The 19,851-nt window shown below is 69.1% G+C and carries 17 protein-coding genes and 1 riboswitch; of the genes, 5 read left to right on the forward strand and 12 right to left on the reverse strand.

Annotated elements, in window-relative coordinates:
• The first annotated feature begins 158 nt into the window (after positions 1–158).
• The gene (locus tag AB0D18_RS35840) at positions 159–1,925 is read left to right on the forward strand and encodes a substrate-binding and VWA domain-containing protein (RefSeq protein WP_362428570.1); all 1,767 of its coding nucleotides are present in this window, start codon (positions 159–161) and stop codon (positions 1,923–1,925) included.
• A gap of 77 nt (positions 1,926–2,002) precedes the next feature.
• Here AB0D18_RS35840 and AB0D18_RS35845 read toward each other — a convergent pair whose 3' ends face one another.
• Entirely contained in the window at positions 2,003–3,511 is a 1,509-nt protein-coding gene (locus AB0D18_RS35845; protein ID WP_362428573.1) for a glutamate--cysteine ligase, read from the reverse strand.
• Between the two features lie 157 nt (positions 3,512–3,668).
• Between AB0D18_RS35845 and AB0D18_RS35850 the strand changes: the two genes are divergently transcribed.
• The 3 genes from AB0D18_RS35850 to AB0D18_RS35860 all read left to right on the forward strand — a co-directional run bounded on the left by AB0D18_RS35850 (position 3,669) and on the right by AB0D18_RS35860 (position 5,123).
• Complete coding sequence (locus AB0D18_RS35850) at positions 3,669–3,857, forward strand: hypothetical protein (protein ID WP_362428576.1); 189 nt, start codon at positions 3,669–3,671, stop codon at positions 3,855–3,857.
• A gap of 160 nt (positions 3,858–4,017) precedes the next feature.
• Positions 4,018–4,614: a hypothetical protein gene (locus tag AB0D18_RS35855; RefSeq protein WP_362428578.1), complete on the forward strand. Its 597-nt coding sequence runs from the start codon at positions 4,018–4,020 to the stop codon at positions 4,612–4,614.
• 311 nt (positions 4,615–4,925) lie between these two features.
• A complete protein-coding gene (locus AB0D18_RS35860; RefSeq protein WP_362428633.1) occupies positions 4,926–5,123 on the forward strand; it encodes a DUF5999 family protein in 198 nt (65 codons plus the stop codon).
• Positions 5,124–5,250: 127 nt separating this feature from the next.
• On the opposite strand, the gene gcvP is transcribed toward AB0D18_RS35860, so the two are convergent.
• Positions 5,251–8,139, reverse strand: coding sequence for an aminomethyl-transferring glycine dehydrogenase (gene gcvP, locus AB0D18_RS35865; RefSeq protein ID WP_362428580.1), 2,889 nt, complete (start codon positions 8,137–8,139; stop codon positions 5,251–5,253).
• Between the two features lie 199 nt (positions 8,140–8,338).
• Positions 8,339–8,436, reverse strand: a riboswitch (glycine riboswitch).
• Positions 8,437–8,562: 126 nt separating this feature from the next.
• On the opposite strand from gcvP, the gene AB0D18_RS35870 reads away from it, so the two are divergent.
• The gene (locus tag AB0D18_RS35870) at positions 8,563–8,928 is read left to right on the forward strand and encodes a PRC-barrel domain-containing protein (protein ID WP_362428583.1); all 366 of its coding nucleotides are present in this window, start codon (positions 8,563–8,565) and stop codon (positions 8,926–8,928) included.
• Positions 8,929–9,618: 690 nt separating this feature from the next.
• Here the strand turns inward: AB0D18_RS35870 and AB0D18_RS35875 are convergent.
• The 10 genes from AB0D18_RS35875 to AB0D18_RS35920 all read right to left on the reverse strand — a co-directional run bounded on the left by AB0D18_RS35875 (position 9,619) and on the right by AB0D18_RS35920 (position 19,665).
• Positions 9,619–11,106 carry a DNA polymerase IV gene (locus tag AB0D18_RS35875; protein ID WP_362428586.1) on the reverse strand — a complete coding sequence of 496 codons (1,488 nt, stop codon included), beginning with the start codon at positions 11,104–11,106 and terminating at the stop codon, positions 9,619–9,621.
• Between the two features lie 44 nt (positions 11,107–11,150).
• Complete coding sequence (locus AB0D18_RS35880) at positions 11,151–11,759, reverse strand: MerR family transcriptional regulator (RefSeq protein ID WP_362428589.1); 609 nt, start codon at positions 11,757–11,759, stop codon at positions 11,151–11,153.
• Between the two features lie 220 nt (positions 11,760–11,979).
• A complete protein-coding gene (locus tag AB0D18_RS35885) occupies positions 11,980–12,453 on the reverse strand; it encodes a bifunctional nuclease family protein (protein ID WP_185033262.1) in 474 nt (157 codons plus the stop codon).
• Positions 12,454–12,518: 65 nt separating this feature from the next.
• The gene (locus AB0D18_RS35890; protein ID WP_362428592.1) at positions 12,519–13,262 is read right to left on the reverse strand and encodes a MerR family transcriptional regulator; all 744 of its coding nucleotides are present in this window, start codon (positions 13,260–13,262) and stop codon (positions 12,519–12,521) included.
• Positions 13,263–13,280: 18 nt separating this feature from the next.
• Positions 13,281–13,820, reverse strand: a complete 540-nt coding sequence (locus tag AB0D18_RS35895; protein ID WP_362428595.1) for an FHA domain-containing protein — start codon at positions 13,818–13,820, stop codon at positions 13,281–13,283.
• Between the two features lie 478 nt (positions 13,821–14,298).
• A complete protein-coding gene (locus AB0D18_RS35900; protein ID WP_362428598.1) occupies positions 14,299–15,096 on the reverse strand; it encodes a DUF881 domain-containing protein in 798 nt (265 codons plus the stop codon).
• Positions 15,093–15,425: a small basic family protein gene (locus AB0D18_RS35905; RefSeq protein ID WP_040019805.1), complete on the reverse strand. Its 333-nt coding sequence runs from the start codon at positions 15,423–15,425 to the stop codon at positions 15,093–15,095. Before AB0D18_RS35905 ends, AB0D18_RS35900 begins: the two co-directional genes overlap by 4 nt.
• The gene (locus tag AB0D18_RS35910) at positions 15,422–16,348 is read right to left on the reverse strand and encodes a DUF881 domain-containing protein (RefSeq protein WP_362428601.1); all 927 of its coding nucleotides are present in this window, start codon (positions 16,346–16,348) and stop codon (positions 15,422–15,424) included. Before AB0D18_RS35910 ends, AB0D18_RS35905 begins: the two co-directional genes overlap by 4 nt.
• Positions 16,349–16,445: 97 nt before the next feature.
• Positions 16,446–18,941, reverse strand: coding sequence for a mannose-1-phosphate guanyltransferase (locus AB0D18_RS35915; RefSeq protein WP_362428604.1), 2,496 nt, complete (start codon positions 18,939–18,941; stop codon positions 16,446–16,448).
• Positions 18,942–19,056: 115 nt separating this feature from the next.
• Positions 19,057–19,665 (reverse strand): CDP-alcohol phosphatidyltransferase family protein, encoded by a 609-nt coding sequence (locus AB0D18_RS35920; RefSeq protein ID WP_362428607.1) that lies wholly within the window; start codon positions 19,663–19,665, stop codon positions 19,057–19,059.
• Positions 19,666–19,851: the final 186 nt, after the last annotated feature.

Genomic DNA, 19,851 nt, shown 5'->3' on the forward strand with positions numbered 1-19,851 from the left:
CCGTTCCCCGCACCACTAGGGTCTCGAATACAGGTACGAAGATCGCGCGCGACAGGCCGGGGGGCCGAGCGCCAAATCCACCGGCCGAACCCCCCTTTTTTCCTTGCTGAATGGCTTCACGGCGCACAGCCGCAGGACTCAAGGAGGGGCACCACCGCATGGGACGTCACAGCTTGCCCGACGAGCACGGACCGGACGGCAGCAGGTCCGCCCGGCCACGCGTGCGTACCCGTACCGTCGTCCTCACCACCGCGCTGGTCCTGGCCATGGCGGCAGCCACCACTTATGCCGTACGCAGCGGAGTGCTCGGCTCCGGTTCCTGCGGCGACGGTACGGTACGGCTCGGCGTCGTGGCGTCTCCCGACATCGCCCCCGCCCTGCGCGCCGCCGCCGACGAGGTACGCCGTACCCGGGCCAAGTCCGACGGCAACTGCCTCGACGTCCGGGTCACCGCCCAGGACTCCGCCCGGACGGCCGACGCGCTCACCAGCGGCAAGGGGACCGGGGGCCACCAGGTGTGGATCCCCGACGCCGACATGTGGCCCCAGCGGGTGCGGGGTTCGGCGACCGCGCAGCTCACCGCGGCCGGCAACGTGGCCTCCTCACCGCTGGGAGTGGCCACGGTCCCTTCCGCGGGCAAGAGCCTCGGCTGGCCGGGCAAGACGTACACCTGGGCCGAACTGACCACCGCCACCACCTCGGGGAACGCCCCGCACCTGGGCACGGCCGACCCCTCCCGCAGCGCCACCGGCCTGATCGCCCTCACCAGCGTCGGTCAGTCCGCGGGCGCCTCGGACCCGGAGGGGACCAGGACCGCGGCCGTCGCCAAGATGCTGTCGAAACGCATGTCGGACGGCGAAGGCCCGCTCCTGAACACCCTCGCCCGCAACGACTCCCCCACGGAACGCAGCGATCCGCGGCGCAACCAGGCCCTCTTCCTCTCCGAACAGGCCGCGTTCGCGCACAACGCCGCGGGACGCACCCCGAAGCTCCAGCTGTTCTACCCGAAGGACGGCACCGCGCTGCTCGACTATCCGTACACGCTGCTCGACCAGCCGGGGACGACCACCGACCAGAGCCGGGCCGCGATGCTCTTCCAGACGTACCTCGGACAGTCCGAAGGCCGCCGTGTCCTGGCCCGGCACGGCTTCCGCGCCCCGGGCAGGCCGGCGGACGAGAAGGTCGTACGCACCGCGGGCGGGCTCGCTCCACAGCCGTACGTACGGACGGCGGACGCTCCGCCGACCACGAAGGCCGTCGAGGAGACGCTCGGCATGTGGACGATCACCCTCCAGAGCGCCCGGCTGACGACGGTCGTCGACGCGTCGGGTTCGATGGCGACCCTGGTGCCGGGGAGCGGCGGCAGGTCCCGGATGGACGTCACCAAGACGTCGCTGGCCGGAGCCCTGAGCCAGTTCACCGACGAGGACGAGATCGGTCTGTGGAAGTTCGCCACGAACCTCGACGGCCCCCGCGACTACCGCAGGCTCGTGCCCACGTCCCGGCTCGGCTCCCCCGTGCCGGGCGGCGGCACCCACCGCACCAGGCTCACCGCCGCGTTCCACGCCCTGCAGCCCGACCCGAACGGGGCGACCGGCCTGTACGACACCACCCTCGCCGCCTACCAGGACGCCCGAGCCGGCTACTCCCCCGGCAGGTTCAACGCGGTCGTGATCCTCACCGACGGCTCCAACCAGGACGCCGTCTCCCTCTCCCGCAGCACCCTGATCGCCCGGCTCAAGACCCTCGCCGACCCACAGCGCCCGATCCCCCTGATCGCCATCGCGGTCGGCCCCGAGGCCGACAAGGACGAGGTCCAGCAAATCGCCAGGGCAACGGGCGGCGGCGGCTACCAGGTAACCGACCCCGCCGAAATCCACTCCGTCATCCTCAAAGCCATCACCAACTCCTCCCAAACCCCCTAACCACAGTCACGCACCCCACCCACACCCACACGCACCGCCACCGTCACCGTCACCGCCACCACCACCGGAAGGCCCCCTCACCCCCGCCCCGGAAACCCCACCCCCCACAAATGCACCGGCTCCCCCAAATGCATCAACTCCCCATACCTCCGCGTCATCGCCGCCAGCGCCGCCTCCCTCCCCAACCCCGCCTCCAGCGCCCGGTGATACGTCTCCACCTGCCAGGAAGCCCCGTTCACCTTCCGCCGGCACCGCTCCTCGATCACCCCGAGATACCGGTCCCGGTCCGCCGCCTCCACCCCCCACGCGTCCAGCCCCGCCGCGGCCAGCGGCAGCAGCTCGTCCCGTACGAGCTTCACCGCCGGCACCTTCTGCGTCCCCGACCCCCGCCCCGCCCGCGGCCACACCAGCTCCGCGTCGATCCCGTACCGGCAGGCCGTATCGAAATTCGCCTCCGCGTCCGCGAACGACATCCGCCGCCACACCGGCCTGGTGTCCTCGGCCAACGCCCGCACCAGCCCGTAGTAGAAGGCCGCGTTCGCGATCACGTCGGTCACGGTCGGCCCCGCCGGCAGCACCCGGTTCTCCACCCTCAGGTGCGGCACACCGTCGGCGATCCCGTACACCGGCCGGTTCCACCGGTACACGGTCCCGTTGTGCAGCACCAGCTCCTTGAGCTGGGGCACCCCGCCCTCGTCCAGCACCCGCAGCGGCTCCTCCTCGTCGCAGATGGGCAGCAGCGCGGGGAAGTAGCGCAGGTTCTCCTCAAACAGCTCGTAGGCCGAGTCCACCCACTTCTCCCCGAACCAGGTCCGCGGTCGCACCCCCTGCGCGATCAGCTCCGGCGGCCGGGTGTCCGTCGCCTGCAGGAACAGCGGCGGCCTCGACTCCCGCCACAGCTCGCGCCCGAACAGGAACGGCGCGTTGGCCCCCACCGCGATCTGCACCCCGGCGACGGCCTGCGCCGCGTTCCACACGTCGGCGAAGCGACCCGGTGTCACCTGGAGGTGCAACTGCACGGACGTGCAGGCCGATTCGGGCACGATCGACTCGGAGTTGCAGACCAGACGCTCGACACCCTCGATGTCGAGCCGGAAGGGCTCGCCCCTGGCCGTCACGATCTGCTCGTTCAGCAGCTCGTAGCGGTCCACGTCCGAGAGGTTCGCGTGGACCAGGTCGCCCTGCCCCAGCGTGGGCAGGATGCCGATCATCACGATTCCCGCGTCGACCTCGGCGGCCTTCCGGTGGGCATAGCCAAGACCGGTGCGCAGTTCCTCCGCCAATTGATCGAGAACGCGACCGCCCAACCGGTGCGGAACAATGTTCACCTCCAGGTTGAACATCCCGAGCTCGGTCTGGAAATCCCGGCTCGCAATGCGCTCCAGCACCTCCGCATTCATCATCTTCGGCATCCCGTCGGCCCCCGCGAGATTCAGCTCGATCTCCAGCCCCATGAGATTCTTCGGCCGGTCGAACTTCTTCTCCTCCAGGAGCCTCCCGAGCCCCGCCAGACACTCGTGGAGCTTGTGCCGGTACTTCTGCCGGTCGACCAGATCGAATCCGTCTGCCACGACCTTCTCACCCATCGAAGCGTCCTTCCTCAGCCGGGGCAGCCCGCGGCAACGACCGCTGCGTCCTGTGGTTCACGGTCGATGATGCCCCGGCGGACTGATCCATAACGCCCCGCGCGCGACCGGTACGCAGTACTCTCGATGCGAATTCCGGCAGGCACATTCCGCGGGCATGGCGCAGAGCGCAGTTACCAGCTTCACCGAAGTGGTCAAAAACGCCGACGAGTATCGGCCGACCACCCTTGTGGTAAATGCCCTGGAAGGACCCTGCATTCCGGCCCCGAACCGGGATTTTTCCCTCACGCAATGCCCTTCCCGCAAGGCCGAATACCGCCTTGCGGGCCATACCCGCGACGACTAGCCGAAACATCGCGTGAACACGTGTCGTATAAACTCCGCGAACGAGGCGGAGAGTTGACGCCAGGCCATTGCCCACGGCCCCCTCCCGCCCCGCACCGCTGACAGCGCCGTCCGCACCGCCCAGGCTTCACCATGTCTCCCAGAGCGAGAGGCGACCCACCATGCCGCTGCACGTACCCCCGGCTCCCGCGCCCGCCCTGCGCAGCGTTCTCGCGGCACTCGGCTCCCCCACAGCCGTCACCGAGGCCCGCACCCCGGCCCTCCGTTCCCTCCAGGGGCCGTTCACTCCCGAACTCCCGCTCCCCGTCCACGTCCTGGACCAGATCACCGGAGGCGCCAGGCCGGCCCGCACCCGCCTCACCGGATGGCGGTTCCTGATCCGCAACGGCGACCGGGCGGTGGCCGCGGCCGACACCGTACTCACCCCCGACGGCTGGACCTTCTCGCACTTCTTCGAGGGCCCCTATCTGAGCTCCACCGAGCGCGCACTGCGCCAGGCCGAGGGCATGGCAGCCGCCTACCAACCCCGCCTGCTGTCCATTCCCGCCCTGTACATGCTGACCCTCTGGCTGCACGGCGACCCCACCGCCGACGCCTCCACCGGCTCGCCCGCCCCGTCCGACATCCTGGTGCCGCTGGCCCCCGCCCCGCCCGGCATCGCTCCGCACCACCCCTGCAAGGTCGCCGACCTGCTGCCCGTCCTCGCCCTGCGGCTGAACCCGGTCCCGTCGGCCCCCCTCCTCGGCCAGCCCGCCTGACCGTCCCCATGCACGGCGCCCCGCCCCTCCAGGCCCGGAGGCGCGGGGCGCTGCCTTGCCCCCGTATGACCCATCCGGACTAGCCCGCCCGGGTCACCCCGAACCACCCGAAAAGAGGGGCCAGTTGAGCTGAACCGTCCGCACGGGTGATGCGTCCTCAATCAGTGAGAAGAGCTGCCGTGAAATCCCTGCGGATCGACGCCCGTGGGGCAACACTGGGACCGGACCAACTGATACGGGGGGCGGCCATGAACACCGATTCAAGCCGCAGGAACACCTTCACCACCACCACGCAGCGAAAGAACCCTTCCATGTGCCAGCACCAGCCGTCCTGCCCGACCGCCGAATCAGCCGACCGGGAGGCCGCCCGTCCGACGGCGAACCACCCGGAGCAGGGCTGGAGCCTGCTGTGCAACGGCGTCCTCCTCTTCGAGGACACCGGCGAACTGCTGCCGAACGGGCAGATCATCGCACCGCACCGCCCGCTGGACGTGGCCACCGCTGCCTAGGCAATCCGCGCAGGGGCTTATCGCAGCCGCCACACGCACCACGCAGCAGGACGTACGACAAAGGGGCCGGCCCGGAGCATCCACTCCGAACCGGCCCCCACTCATGTCAACCCACCGACGGCGCCCGTCAGTTGTCGTACTCGTCCATCGGCGGGCACGAGCACACCAGGTTGCGGTCGCCGAACGCACCGTCGATCCGGCGCACCGGCGGCCAGTACTTGTCGGCCGCCGAGACCCCGGCCGGGAAGACGGCCTCCTCGCGGCTGTACGCGTGCGTCCACTCGCCACCGAGCGCGGCAGCGGTGTGCGGGGCGTTCGCGAGGGGATTGTCGTCGGCCGGCCATGCGCCCGCCGCGACCTTCTCGATCTCGCCACGGATGGCGATCATCGTGTCGCAGAACCGGTCCAGCTCGAAGAGGTTCTCGCTCTCCGTCGGCTCGATCATCAGCGTCCCGGCGACCGGGAACGACATGGTCGGCGCGTGGAAGCCGTAGTCGATGAGGCGCTTGGCGATGTCGTCGACGCTGACGCCCGTCGCCTTCGACAGCGGGCGCAGGTCCACGATGCACTCGTGCGCGACGAGGCCGTTCGGACCGGTGTAGAGCACCGGGTAGTGCGGCTCAAGACGCTTCGCGATGTAGTTCGCGGCGAGCACGGCCACCTGGGTGGCCCGCTTCAGGCCCTCGCCGCCCATGAGCCGTACGTACGCCCACGAGATCGGCAGGATGCCGGCCGAACCCCACGGTGCGGCAGAGATCGGACCGACGCCCGTCTCAGGGCCCGCCGCCGGCTGGAGCGGGTGGTTGGGGAGGTACGGCGCGAGGTGCGCGCGCACACCGACCGGGCCGACGCCGGGACCGCCGCCGCCGTGCGGGATGCAGAAGGTCTTGTGCAGGTTCAGGTGGCTGACGTCGCCGCCGAACTTGCCGGGCTTGGCGAGGCCCACCAGCGCGTTGAGGTTGGCACCGTCGACGTACACCTGGCCGCCGGCCTCGTGCACGGTCGCGCAGATGTCGGCGACGTGCTCCTCGAAGACGCCGTGCGTGGACGGGTAGGTGATCATCAGCACCGACAGCTCGTCCCGGTACTGCTCGATCTTGGCCCGCAGGTCCTCTACGTCTACCTCGCCGTCGTCCGCGGTCTTCACCACGACGACCTTCATGCCGGCCATGACCGCGCTCGCGGCGTTCGTACCGTGCGCGGAGGACGGAATCAGGCACACGGTGCGCTGCTCGTCGCCGTTCGCCCGGTGGTACGCCCGTACGGCGAGCAGTCCGGCCAGCTCGCCCTGCGAACCGGCGTTGGGCTGGATGGACACCGCGTCGTACCCGGTGACCTCGGCGAGGCGCTCCTCCAGCTCACGGATGAGCGTCAGGTAACCGGCGGCCTGCTCGATGGGCGCGAAGGGGTGGATCGCACCGAACTCGGGCCAGGTCACCGGCTCCATCTCGGTCGTCGCGTTCAGCTTCATGGTGCAGGAGCCGAGCGGGATCATGCCGCGGTCCAGCGCGTAGTCACGGTCGGCGAGCTTGCGCAGGTAGCGCAGCATGGCCGTCTCGGAGCGGTGCTGGTGGAAGACCGGGTGGGCCAGGAACTCGTCGGCCCGCAGCAGCGCGTCGGGCAGCGCCTCAGCGACGGCCGTGTCCAGCGCCTCGATGTCGCCCTCGACGCCGAACGCGGCCCAGACCGCGGTGACTTGGGCCCGCGCGGTGGTCTCGTCGCACGCCACGGACACCAGGTCGGCGTCGACCAGACGCACATTGACCCCGTGATCACGGGCGGCGGCGACGACCTCGGCGGCCTTGCCCGGCACCCGTACGGTCAGCGTGTCGAAGTACTCGCCGTGCACGACCTCGACGCCGCCGGCGCGCAGCCCCTCGGCGAGGATCGACGCGTAGCGGTGGGTCCGGCGCGCGATCCCCTTGAGCCCGTCCGGGCCGTGGTAGACGGCGTACATCCCCGCCATCACCGCCAGCAGCACCTGCGCCGTACAGATGTTGCTGGTCGCCTTCTCGCGGCGGATGTGCTGCTCACGCGTCTGGAGCGCCAGCCGGTATGCCTTGTTGCCGTCCGCGTCCACGGACACACCCACGAGCCGCCCCGGCAGGCTGCGCGCGAACTTCTCGCGTACGGCCATGAACCCGGCATGCGGACCGCCGAAGCCCATCGGCACACCGAACCGCTGCGTCGTACCGACGGCGATGTCGGCACCCAGCTCGCCCGGCGAGGTCAGCAGCGTCAGCGCCAGCAGATCCGCGGCAACGGTGACGATGGCGCCCAGCTCGTGCGCCTGCTCGATGACCGGCTTGATGTCCCGTACGACACCGGAGGCGCCCGGGTACTGCAGCAGCACACCGAACACACCGCGCTCGGCGACCTCGGCCGGAATCCCTGCCGCCAGGTCGGCGACGACGACCTCGACACCGGTGGGCTCGGCGCGCGTCTGAATCACGGCAATGGTCTGCGGAAGCGTTTCCTCATCGACGAGGAACACTCCCTTCTTGACCTTGCCCACCCGCCGCGCGAGCGACATGGCCTCGGCGGCGGCAGTGCCCTCGTCGAGCAGCGAGGCGCCGGACGTCGGCAGCCCGGTCAGCTCGGCGACCATCGTCTGGAAGTTGAGCAGCGCTTCGAGGCGCCCCTGCGAAATCTCCGGCTGGTAGGGCGTGTAGGCCGTGTACCAGGCCGGGTTCTCCATCACGTTCCGCAGGATGACGGGCGGGGTGAACGTCCCGTAATACCCGAGCCCGATCATCGGGGCCAGCACCTGGTTGCGGTCGGCGAGCGTACGCAGCTCGGCCAGCACCTCGGCCTCGGTGCGCGCGTCCGGCAGGTTCAGCGCCTCGGCGTTCTTGATGGCGTCCGGCACCGCGGCAGCAGTCAGCTCGTCGAGCGACCCGTAACCGACCTGCGCGAGCATCTTGGCCTGCGCTTCGTCATCAGGTCCGATGTGGCGCTGCTCAAAGGGGATTCCACGCTCAAGCTCTGCGAGCGCAATACGACGGTTGGCGGTCATCTGCGGAAGGCCTCCTGGTCTGACACGACCTGCGAGGGGCACCACGGCACGGGTACCCGGACGGCCTCCCCCTCTGTCATCTCAACCTGAGAGCTTCACCGGAACACCGCGTACGGAGCTCCGACTTTCACCGTCGGTGAGGAAGGGTCACGCACCGGCCTGCGCCGTGCCCGCCACCCGCCCTGCTTTCCAGAGTGACCTCGTCCGTGCGGTACAGGGGCCTGAGAGATTCCGGGGAGGAGTTGCTCCTTCGGCGCCTCCGAAATCCACCTCGGAGGACTCTCCCGCGCGGGGTCAGCAGCCACGGCCAGCCTACCAGCGCACTCCCGCCTCAATCCCTCGAGTGGCCAGGCTCTCAATTCTGCTCTTTCGTATGTTTTACGGGGTTCACACAGCAGTTGCGACCAGTTGAAGGGACCGACCGTGCAGACCGACATCGATCCGCGCAGCCTGATCGGCCGCAAAGCATTCGACCGCAACGGCACCAAGATCGGAACGGTGGACGAGGTCTACCTGGACGACGCCACGGGCATCCCGGAGTGGGCAGCCGTCCGCACCGGCCTCTTCTCCCGCGACGCCTTCGTCCCCCTGGAACCCAGCAGCCTCGTCGACAACGCCCTCCGCATCCCCTTCGAAAAGTCCCTGATCAAAGACGCCCCTGACTTCGGCGTGGGCCGCCACCTCTCCCCCGAACAAGAACTCCAGCTCTACCACCACTACGGCCTGGACTCCGCACCCCCGACCACCCCCGACCAGGACTTCGGCACCCTGACCAACGGAGAAACCTAACCCCCACCCCACCCCGGTCCCCCGCTACCCCCACACCCGCCCCACCCCACGGACCACCACGCCCCCAAACACACCCCCACCTGCACACCGTGCACACCCGCACCCTGCTCAACGACAAACACACCTCACCCGCACCAACAGCCACTCAGCCACAAACCACCACCCCACCGGCACCACCCCACCCATCCATGCCACCACCCCGACCGGCCCCGCCCCGCCCTGCCCAGCGATGCCGCCTCCCTACTGGCACGCCCCACCCAGCCTTGCCCCCCACCGACACCGCCCCGTCCAGCCATGCCACCACCCCACCGGCACCACCCCATCCAGCCATGCCACCGCCCCGACCGGCCCCGCCCCGCCCTGCCCAGCGATGCCGCCTCCCTACTGGCACGCCCCACCCAGCCTTGCCATCCCCCCACCGGCACCGCCCCATCCTGCCGCGCCCTCGGCCGGCGCGACCCCACCCAGCCGCACCTCCACCCCGACCGGCCCCGCCCCACCCAGCGATGCCACCGCCCCGACCGGCCCCGCCCCGCCCAGCCATGCCATCCCCCCCACCGACACCGCCCCATCCAGCCGCGCCCTCGGCCGACGCGACCCCACCCAGCCGCACCACCACCCCACCGGCACCACCCCACCCAGCCATGCCGCCGCCCCACCAGGGAAAGGCCCCAGACCCCTGTCCCGCCCCTAAACCCCCACGTCCTCCCCCGGCACCCCCACCAACGGCAACGGCTCCGCCGCTTCCAGCTCCGGATCGTCCACCCGGAAAGTCCTCACCCGTCCCGGCGCCGGCGACCCCGGCTCCTCGAACCGCACCGTCACCCGCCCCACCCCGCTCCCCTGCACCCACCCCGCGCCGTACTCCGCATGCCGCACGTCGTGCCCCGCATGCCACCGCCGCGCAGAAACCGGCTCACCCCCGCCACCCCCGGCCCCAGCTCCACGCCCAGCCCCGGCTGCCTCGTCCGCCCCGCTCTCCCCCGCCTCCTCAATGCCGCCCGCAACGCCCTCCCCCACCGCGTCCACCGCTCCCGCACGCCCCGAATCCACAGACCCCGTCCCCGGCACAGCCCCCGCCGCCGCCGCCTCCTCCCGGGCAACCTGCGCCGCCTGCGCAAAAAGGTCCTCCTGCGTAAAGTCCGCCAGCCCCGTCACCCCCACCCCCAGCAACCGCACCCCGCCCGTGGTGTCGACACCCTCCAGCAGCCGCGCGGCCGCCTCCCGCACCACCCCGGTGTCGTCCGTCGGCCCTCGCAGCGTCTCCGACCGCGTCAGCGTCGAGAAGTCGAACCTTCGCACCTTGAGCACCACGGTCCGCCCCGACCGCCCCGCCGCCCGCAGCCGCTCCACACAGCGCTCGGCCAGCCGCTCCACCTCGGACCGCACCCGCACCCGGTCGTGCAGATCCACGTCAAAGGTGTCCTCGACCGACACTGACTTCGCGTCCCGCTCCGCCACCACGGGCCGGTCGTCGATCCCCCGCGCCATCCGGTACAGCGACGCCCCGTGTGACCGCCCCAGCAGCCGTACGAGCTCGTCCTCGCCCGCCGCCGCGAGGTCCGCCACCGTCGTCATCCCGGCTCGCCGCAGGTGATCCCCCGTCGCGGGTCCCACCCCCGGCAGGATCCGCACCGACATCGGCGCGAGCAGCTCTCTCTCGGTCCCCGGAGTTATCAGCACCAGCCCGTCCGGCTTGGCCTGCTCGGACGCGATCTTGGCCAGCATCTTGGAGCCCGCGAGCCCCACCGACCCGCTCAGCCCGGTGACCGCCCTGATCCGCTTCCGCAGCCGCTCACCGACCTCCCGCGCGGACGCGGTGTCCGCGGCCGTCCCGCCCGCCTCCAGGTCCACGAACGCCTCGTCCATGCTGAGCGGCTCCACGAGGGGCGACAGCTGCCCCAGCAGCTCCATCACCTGCTCGCTCACCGTCCGGTAGAGCGAGAAGCGCGGCACCAGATAGGCGGCGTTCGGCGCGAGCCTGCGCGCCTGGGCCATCGGCATCGCCGAGTGCACCCCGAAGCGCCTCGCCTCGTACGAAGCGGTGGCGACCACCCCACGCGGCCCCAGCCCGCCCACGACCACCGGTTTCCCGCGCAGGCTGGGTTTCGCCGCCTGCTCTGCGGCGGCGAAGAAGGCATCCATGTCGAGATGCAGAATGGTCGGCGCGGTCCTCACACCACCGATGCTGCCCTACGCCACTGACAATCGGCCGAAGAGCGTCAGCCGGCCCGGTTCCGCCGGCGCGCCAGCTCGTCACCCGGGTTGTTCCCGACGAGCGTCTCGCCCGTGTCGACGCGTTCCCCGTGCAGCTGCGACAGGGCCGTCTCCACGTCCCGCCACACCACGCCCACGGCGATCCCGAAGATCCCCTGACCGCCCTGCAGCAGGCTGACGACCTCGTCCGGCGAGACACACTCGTAGACGGTCGCCCCGTCGCTCATGAGCGTCATCCGCTCCAGGTCCTGGAAGCCGCGCTCCCTGAGGTGCTGCACGGCGGCACGGATGTTCTGGAGCGCGACACCGGTGTCCAGGAACCGCTTGACGATCTTGAGGACCACGACGTCACGAAAGCTGTAGAGCCGTTGCGTCCCTGATCCGTAGGCGGGCCGCACACTCGGCTCGACGAGCCCGGTACGCGCCCAGTAGTCCAGTTGCCGGTACGTGATACCGGCTGCCGCGCACGCGGTGGGCCCCCGATACCCGACCGACTCGGTCACTCCCGCGGCGGCCTGTGCCGCCGCGAGGGAGTGCTGACCTGCTGTGGGGTCGGCCGAACTGCCGAGCGGATACGGCCCGCCCGTCGCCGTACCATCGCCGCTGATTCTCACGCCGACCTCCGTCCTTGACCTGCCTTGTCGACGGTAGGCAGTCACCCGGGGTGCGTCAACGATCGCCACACTCGGCATGCCGAGTGATAATCACCCTGAGAGTGGTTTCCCGTGTCTCTCATCGGGGAAAGGCTGCCTGAATGCGCTGAAATCCCCTGAGGAACGGCAGGCCCGGCCGGGAACCACGGCTCACCGGCCACGGCTCACGGCCGGCAGCAGCTCACTGGCTGTTGGTGCCGAAGTCCTCCGGCGAGATCTGGTCGAGGAACTCGCGGAACTTCTCCACCTCGTCCTCCTGCTCGTCCGGAATGGCGATCCCGGCGTCGTCCAGCACCCCGTCACTGCCGTAGATCGGCGTCCCGGTGCGCAGCGCCAGCGCTATCGCGTCGGACGGCCGCGCACTGACCTCCACCCCGCTGGCGAAAACCAGCTCGGCGTAGAAGACCCCGTCCCGCAGATCAGTGATCCGCACTTCGGTGAGCTCCTGGCCGACCGCTTCGAGCACGTCCTTGAAAAGGTCGTGCGTCAGCGGCCTGGCGGGTGCCAGCCCCTGCTGGGCGAAGGCGATGGCCGTGGCCTCACCCGGTCCGATCCAAATGGGAAGGTACCGGTCGCCTCCCACTTCACGCAGGAGCACGATCGGCTGGTTGTTGGGCATTTCCACCCTGACACCTACGACGTCGAGCTCGTTCACACAGCAACCCTAGGACGTGCCCGACCGGTTTGGGTAGTCGGGCTCCTGTTCACTCCAAGTACGGCTCAGTTCGAACCGGACCTCAGCGCCGTCTGAACCAGCGCAGCATGCAGTCGTACGGTCAGGCCCGCGAGCTCCCTGGTGGTCGCCTCGGCATGTGCCCTGGTCTGCGGATTGCGGTGCCGCCGCAGCGGTGCGACGACATTGCCAATCAGCCCGGCCTCCCGGTCCGCCGCGGCCTTCATGGCCCGCAGGTGCCGCGGCTCCAGGCCGAATCGCCCCAGATCCGCCACGAGCTTGGCGACCGTGACGGCCTCCGCGTCGTAGCCGCCCTCCGACAGCTCCGCGATGAGTCCGTACGCCTCCCACTCGACGAGGTCGCTCTCCTCCACCTCGGCGGCGGCGAGCAGCTCCTCCCGCCCGAGGCGGGCGACGGTCACTCGCTCGGGCGCCGTCTCCGGCGCCCCTTCGAGCAGCTCGCGCGGGCCGCCGGGGGAAGGCAGCTGAACGTCCTCGCCGCGCTCCAGCGCGTCGAGGTGCTCCTTGATGACCTTGAGCGGGAGGTAGTGGTCGCGCTGCATGCGCAACACCTGGGCGAGCCGCTCGACATCTGCCGGGCTGAACTTCCGGTACCCGGACGGCGTGCGCTGCGGTTCGACCAGCCCCTCCGCCTCCAGAAAGCGGATCTTCGAGATCGTGACTTCGGGAAATTCCTCACGCAGCAGGCTGAGCACCGAACCGATGCTCATCAGCCGACTGCCGGCAGGGGCGGTGCCGCGCACGGCACCGCCCGTCTGGATTCGCAGCATGGACCTTCCCTGGAAGGATCAGACGACCTGCTGGCTCGCATAGAAGACCAGCCGGTACTTACCGATCTGCACCTCGTCGCCGTTCGCCAGCAGGACCGCGTCGATGCGCTCCCGGTTGACGTACGTGCCGTTGAGGCTGCCGACGTCGGAGACGGTGAACCCGCCGTCCGCACCCCGGCGGAACTCCACGTGCCGTCGCGAGACGGTCACGTCGTCGAGGAAGATGTCGCTCTGCGGGTGGCGGCCGGCCGTGGTCAGCTCACCGTCCAGCAGGAAGCGGCTTCCCGAGTTCGGACCGCGGCGCACCACCAGCAGCGCCGCACCGAGCGGAAGGGCGTCGACCGCGGCCTGAGCCTCGGGCGACAGCGACGGAAGAGCGGTCTGCCCGGTCTTCTCCGCCTCGTACGCCTCAAGGCCCGAGATGGAGATGGTCGACGTGGTCTCCGACGGACGCTCCGCAGCGGCGCCGCCCCGCAGCGGCGCGCCGCAGTGGGAGCAGAATCGGCTGTCCGCAGCGTTCCGGTGACCGCACCTCGTACAAACCGGCAAGGCCGACATGGACGGATCCTCCTGCCGCGGCTGCCCCGCGTGGTGGGCGCTGGTTGCGTACGGATCGGGGGTAAACCCTCCACCCGTACTTGAGGTTGATGGTTCTCCGGAACCTATGCGGCCGGGACCGGCCGGGTCAACAGACGGCGCGCCGTGGCCGCCGACCTCGTCGCGGAAGAGCGGGCGCTCTCCGCTCTGCTCCTCCCCGTCACCAGGGCGCGGAGCACGGTGACGAGCAGTGCGCGAGCTGCTGTCCTCACGTGCGCTCTTGCCGAACAATTTCGCAAACAACTTCACGGGCGATTCCCCTTGACCGAAACAGACCCGCCCGTGGGGCAGGACGAACCCTGCATCAACAAACCTGCTGACTTGGACATCTTCACAACGTCCGTATCACTCGGACAGTTTCCACCACGCACCACGTCCTTGATGCGCCGACCCCCCGCAACCTCATGCCCGTGTCCGACAACGCTCATTCGCCCCCGCTTCACTGGGATGACGACCGAGCGTAGTCAGGCCGCTTCGCCGGTCGCAAGGCATTCACGACGATCTTCTCAAGTCGCTGCACCGTGGCGGTGGCCTGCTCCTTCTCCAGAGTCTGCACGACCCCGCCCGGAATGTTCAGCGCGGGCTCCAGATCCTGCGGCTTCCCGATCACCTTGAAGGTGTACGGGGCTCGGACTTCCTTGCCGTCCACCTGGATGCTGCCGGCGTCCCCGGAGAAATAGGTGTTGGCCACGACCCGTACGTCATTGATCTGAATCGCTTCCGCACCGGCCGCCCGGAGTTCCTGAATGGTGTCGAGCAGCCGGTCGGGCTCGACCGCGGCGCTCGGGTCATTGACGGTCAGCGTGATGCCGGGCCCCTGCGCACCGACCGTGCCGGCGAGCACTCCGAGCTGACGCTCCTTCTCCACGGTCTGCTTACGGGCTTCCTCGGCCTGGTCGGAACTGCTCTCCAGCTCCGTCCGCTGCGCCTCCAGCCGCTGCTTCTCGTCCTCCAGCCGCTGCGTACGGTCGTCCAGCTCGTTCAGGATCCGTACGAGGTCCTCCTGTCGCGCCCCCCGCAGCGCGCCGTCGGCGTTGGTCGAGTTGACCTGAATGGCCAGCCCGAGCCCGAGACCGAACAGGAGTAGAGCGACGATCAGTTGGGCCCTGGTGACCCGCGGCGGCCACAGCCCCGCGACCAGCCGCTGCCGGCCCGTCACTTCCTTGTGGCTGTGGTGCTCCTCGTGCTGGGGGTTCTCTTCGCCCGCGTGCTGCTCTTCGCTGCTCACCGGCGTCACGCCCGGAAGATGTGCCGGCGGATGGCGGCAGCGTTGGAGAAGATCCGGATGCCGAGGACGACGACCACGCCCGTCGACAGCTGCGCACCGACACCGAGCTTGTCGCCGAGGAAGACGATCAGAGCGGCCACCACCACGTTCGACAGGAAGGAGACGACGAAGACCTTGTCGACGAAGATGCCGTCGAGCATGGCCCGCAGCCCGCCGAAGACCGCGTCCAGCGCGGCGACGACGGCAATCGGCAGGTAGGGCTCGACCACCGCCGGCACTTCGGGCCGGACCAGCAATCCGACCACGACTCCCACGACGAGGCCCAGTACGGCGATCACGATGTGCCCTTCTCTGTCTTCTGTGCGTCGGCCACGCCCTTCCCGGCGCCTGCGGCCTGTGGTTGGGCGATGCGTACGATCAGGGTCGGCGCGGCCGGCAGCCGCACGTCCTCCTGGTCGGAAATGCTGGTGCGAATGCCGTAGCTCTCCTGCAGCACATGCAGGTACTGCCCGTCGGCACTGTCATTGAACGTGGTGTTGAGGTGCTTCCCGCCCACGGCGAGCACCGTGTAGGGCGGCGCGAGGGGCTTGTTGTCGACCAGTATGGCGTCCCCCGCCGCCCTGATCGCCGACAGCATCGTCAGACGCTGCCCGTTGATCGCCACGGCCTCTGCGCCGGACTGCCAAAGGCCGTTGACGACCCGTTGCATGTCCCGGTCCCGTACCCGTCCGGTGTCGGTGAACCCGCTGCTGCCGCGCGGCCCGTCACTGCCTTCGCCGGTCTCCTTGGCATCGTCCACGACGAGTTTGATGCCGGGCCCCTGGACGGGGGTGGCGCCGGACAGCAGGGCCACCAACTGACCCTGGTCGCCACCGTGCTCCTCAAGCGCCTTGCGCTGGCGCTCCCCCACGTCCACGCGCAGGGCGTCGACTTCCTTCTCCAGCTTGTCCGCGGCCGCGGTCTCCGAATCGATCCGGCCGACGAGCTCCTCGCGCTCCTTGGCCACCACCGGTGCCGCTATCCGGGCATTCGCAGCGCCGAGCGTGACGACGGCGGCAGCAAGGACAAGACATGCCGCCAGACCGAGCTTCCGCCGCAGGGTCCGCGGCATCCCGGCGGTTCCGTCGGCCTTCTGACGGGCCGCCGCCTCCGCGTATCCGTCGTCGAGGCTGTGCTCCATCACGTTCGTCAGCAGCGACATGGAGGCGTCTGGACGCCGCGGTGGAGAAGGGGTGCTCCGAACGGGGGGCTGCTGCGACATGCCGCACATCGTCGCATGTCGCAGCACCTGCCACCGAATGGCCCCACCGGTGTGCCGGAGGCCGTCTTGCGACGGCCTCCGGCACACCGGCCCGACCTCAGTGACCTGCGCTGTCGACGATCGCCGACCACTCGTCGAGGAGTGCCTGGGCGGATTCGTCGTCCGGCCCTTCGGCCCACAAATGAGTGACGGCCTCCGCCGGATCGGGCAGCACCATCACCCAGCGCCCGTCGGCCTCGACGACCCGCACACCGTCGGTGGTGTCCACCGAACGGTCCCCGGCCGCCTCGACCACCCGGCGCATCACGAGACCCTTGACCGCCCACGGCGTGGCAAGGTCGCGCCGCAGCACGTGCGCCCGCGGAATCCGCGCATCGATCTGACTCAACGTCAACTGCGTCCTCGCAACCAGCCCGATCAGCCGGACGAAGGCCGCTGCCCCGTCGAAGACACTGCTGAACTCCGGCACGATGAACCCGCCGCGCCCGTCCCCACCGAAGATGGTCTCGTCCTCACGACCCACCCTTGTCAGATCGTCCGGCGAGGTGGTCGTCCACTCCACCTGGGTCCCGTGGTACGCCGCCACCTGCTCGGCGACCCGTGTGGTCGTCACCGGCAGCGCCACCCGCCCGCTGCGCCGATCGGCGGCCACCAGGTCGAGCATCACGAGCAGCGCCCGGTCGTCCTCGATGATCCGCCCACGCTCGTCCACCAGCGAAAGCCGCTCCCCGACCGGGTCGAACCGCACCCCGAAGTCGGCCCGCGCCGACGCGACGATCTCACCGAGCCTGACCAGCCCGGCCCTCCGCGAATCAGTGGTCTCGGTGGGCCGCGCCTCGTCGAGCCCGGGGTTGATGGTCAGCGAATCGACCCCCAACCGCCCCAGCAGACTGGGCAGCACCAGCCCGGCGCTCCCGTTCGACGCATCGACGACGACCTTCAGCCCGGAGTCGGCGATCCCCGTCGTGTCCAGATTCCTGAGCAGCGATCCGGTGTACGAGTCGAAGACGCTCGCCGGGAAGTGCAGATCCCCGATCTCCCCGGGGAACGCCCGCCGGTACTCCTGACGCGCGTACACGCGATCCAGCTTCCGCTGCCCGCCCTGCGACAGGTCCGCGCCGCGCTCGTCAAAGAACATGATGTCCACCGAGTCCGGAACACCCGGTGTCGTACGGATCATGATCCCGCCGGCACTGCCCCGCGCGGTCTGCTGCCGCGCCACCGGCAGCGGTACGTTCTCCAGGTCCCGTACGTCGATGGCGCTCGCCTGCAACGCGGAGATCACCGCCCGCTTGAGCGCCCGCGCACCACGGGAGTGGTCGCGCGCGGTGGTGACAGTGGACCCCTTCTTCAGGGTCGTCGCGTACGCCCCGGCCAGTCGCACCGCGAGCTCCGGGGTGATCTCCACATTCAGGATCCCCGAGACACCACGTGCCCCGAAGAGGTGCGCCTGGCCCCTGGACTCCCAGATCACCGACGTATTGACGAAGGCGCCGGCCTCGATGGTCTTGAACGGGTACACCCGCACATTGCCCTGAATGATCGATTCTTCACCGACCAGGCACTCGTCCCCGATGACGGCCCCGTCCTCGATCCGGGCCGCCCGCATAATGTCGGTGTTCTTGCCGATCACACAGCCGCGGAGGTTGCTGTGCTGCCCGATGTAGACGTTGTCGTGGACGACGGCCCGGTGCAGGAACGCACCGCTCTTCACCACCACGTTCGACCCGATAACGCTGTGCTCGCGAATCTCCGCCCCGGCCTCAACCTTGGCGTAGTCGCCGATGTAGAGCGGCCCCCTGAGCACGGCATCCGGATGGACCTCGGCACCTTCGGCGACCCAGACTCCGGGCGAGATCTCGAACCCGTCGAGTTCGACGTCGACCTTGCCCTCAAGGACATCGGCCTGGGCCTTCACATAGCTCTCGTGGGTACCGACGTCTTCCCAGTAGCCCTCGGCGATGTACCCGTATACCGGCTTGCCTTCCTTCATGAGCTGAGGGAAGACGTCGCCGGACCAGTCCACCGAAACGTCAGCGTCGACGTAGTCGAAGACCTCGGGCTCCATGACGTAGATGCCCGTGTTCACGGTGTCGGAGAAGACCTGACCCCAGGTCGGCTTCTCCAGGAAACGCTCCACCTTGCCTTCCTCGTCCACGATCGTGATGCCGAATTCCAGCGGATTCGGAACCCGAGTCAGGCACACCGTGACGAGTGCGCCTTTCTCCTTGTGGAAACGGATGAGGTCGGTCAGGTCGAAGTCGGTCAGGGCATCGCCCGAGATGACGAGGAAAGCGTCGTCCTTCAACGCTTCTTCGGCATTCTTCACGCTGCCCGCAGTGCCGAGTGGCTTCTCCTCATTGGCATAGGTGAGCTCCATTCCGAGCTCTTCCCCGTCGCCGAAGTAGTTCTTGACGAGCGAGGCCAGAAACTGCACGGTTACGACGGTCTCATTGAGCCCATGCCGCTTGAGCAGCCGCAGCACGTGCTCCATGATCGGCCTGTTGGCAACCGGTAGAAGCGGCTTGGGCATGCTCGAGGTCATGGGGCGAAGGCGTGTACCTTCACCACCGGCCATCACGACGGCCTTCATGTCGGAAGCGTCCTCCTTTGAAGAGAAGATCTAACCGACTGCGCCCGCCCGGGGCCCTCGCACGGACATCAGAGGTCCGGAAGGGCCGGCGCTGCGCTGCGCCACTTCGACAGACTCAATCGGCCGCGGTGTCCGCCTTGACCAGCCGACGGACCTGTACCACGTAGAGAATCCCTGCCCACCAATACAGGGTTGTACCCCATCCTGCGAACGCCCATCCGAAAATAGCACCGAGTGTGCCAAGCCACCCGTCGTAACCGCTGAGCAGCAGCAACGGGAAGGCGTACATCAGATTGAACGTGGCTGCCTTACCCAGGAAGTTCACCTGCGGCGGCGGATAGCCGTGTCGTCGGAGGATACCCACCATCACGAGAAGCATGAGCTCGCGCACCAGGAGGACTGCCGTCACCCACCAGGGAAGGATCTCCCGCCAGGTCAGCCCCACCAGGGTGGACAGAATGTAGAGCCGGTCGGCTGCCGGGTCGAGCAGCCGCCCAAGATTGCTGATCTGGTTCCACTTGCGCGCCAGCTTGCCGTCGAGGTAGTCGCTGATGCCGCTGAGCATCAGCACCAGCAAGGCCCAGCCGTCGCTGTTGGGCCCACCGAACACAGGGCGAAGAATCAGCCACAGGAACAAGGGCACGCCAACGAGACGAGCCATGCTCAGAATGTTGGGGATGGTGAGGACTCGGTCCGTCTGAACGCGAGTCTCCTGGACCTCCACCCGGGAGCCTCCTGTGGGAACGTGCCAACGATTTTCACACTGACCTTACCCTCAGCCACTACCGATGGCCGCACAGGGGTGCGGCCTGCCTGTGAACGCAGAAAAGCCCCGCACCAGTTTCCTGGTGCGGGGCAATCCCACAATAATTGTTCGGCGGCGTCCTACTCTCCCACAGGGTCCCCCCTG

Origin of the sequence: Streptomyces sp. NPDC048442, assembly GCF_040651475.1 — a bacterium.
In the GTDB taxonomy this organism is placed as follows: domain Bacteria; phylum Actinomycetota; class Actinomycetes; order Streptomycetales; family Streptomycetaceae; genus Streptomyces.